This window comes from Brevibacillus reuszeri (assembly GCF_002897295.1).
In the GTDB taxonomy this organism is placed as follows: Bacteria; Bacillota; Bacilli; order Brevibacillales; family Brevibacillaceae; genus Brevibacillus; species Brevibacillus reuszeri_A.
Window position 1 is genome coordinate 1 of sequence record NZ_BEXF01000097.1, and the last position, 1,288, is coordinate 1,288.

The following is a 1,288-nucleotide window of genomic DNA, read 5'->3' on the forward strand; positions in this document are numbered from 1 at the left end:
GGAACTGACCCCATAACGTGAGACAAATCAAAACACCTTCAAGAGAATGCGACCATGTCGTAAGATATGGGGACAACTTGGAGGTGTTTTTCTGTGGCAACGAGAGTAAGCTATCCCGCGGAAATTAAACTAAAGGCAGTTGAAATGAGGATGGCGGGCGTATCAGTGAGTGAAGTAATGGAACACCTTTGTATCAAGAACAAAACGCAGGTGGAAACATGGTTACGTTGGTATAGAAACGGCGAAACTCACCGCTTTGAACAACCAGTAGGTAAGCAGTACACATATGGAAAAGGGCCAGAGGTTACATCTGAAGTTGAAAGATTGAAACAGGAAAATCGCTTCTTAAAACAACAATTGGATGTCTTAAAAAAGTACAAGGAATGGGAAAGGAGGTGTCACCAGAAGCAGTAGTCCAGTGGATAGATTCCATAAAGGGAGAGGTCTCCGTACAACAAGCGTGCCTATGGCTGGGCGTTGCTCGTTCCACCTACTATCGGTGGAAAAATCAAAGGAATACACAACCGATTTCAAAACCACTCGTCACCCGTATTAGTGAGCTGTGCTTAGCACATAAATTTCGCTATGGATACCGAAAAATCACAGCACTTTTACGCCGAGAGATGCAAGTGAATCATAAACGAGTGCAACGGATCATGAGAGAAGAAGGCTTGCAATGTCGAGTGAAAGTGAAAAAGCGAAAGGGAATCGGACAACCATTCCAAATCGCTGATCATCTTCTAAAACGTGATTTTCATGCGGAACAACCATTGCAAAAACTAGTTACGGATATTACTTACCTGCCTTTCGGCAGCAAAATGCTGTATTTATCCAGCATCATGGACTTGTACAACGGCGAGATTATCGCCTACAGTATTGGAGACACACAAGATACCGGTCTAGTTTTAGATACTTTGCATCAGTTGCCCACAGTAGCGAGTTGCATGTTACATAGTGACCAAGGTTCCGTTTATACATCCAAGGCATTTCAACAGGCTGTAAAGGAAAAGGGCATTATCATGAGCATGTCCCGTAAGGGTACACCTGCTGATAATGCCCCCATAGAATCGTTCCATTCCACGCTTAAGTCTGAAACGTTCTATCTTGAAGACTTTACCTGTACAACGACGGCCATCGTTGCACAGATTGTTCAAGACTACATTCATTACTATAACTTAATTCGCATTCAAACGAAACTAAACAACCAGTCGCCGATTCAATTTCGGCAACTGGCTGCTTAATTGGCTAAGGTGTTTTGATCCCTGTCCTACAGACGGGGGTCAGTCCC

General features: G+C 43.7%; 1 protein-coding gene. It reads left to right on the forward strand.

Annotated elements, in window-relative coordinates; all coding sequences use genetic code 11:
• The first annotated feature begins 93 nt into the window (after positions 1-93).
• A protein-coding gene (locus C3B52_RS35555; RefSeq protein WP_103111005.1) for an IS3 family transposase occupies positions 94-1,241 on the forward strand; the annotation gives its coding sequence in 2 pieces (ribosomal slippage) (positions 94-364 and positions 364-1,241; 1,149 coding nt in all).
• Positions 1,242-1,288 lie beyond the last annotated feature (47 nt).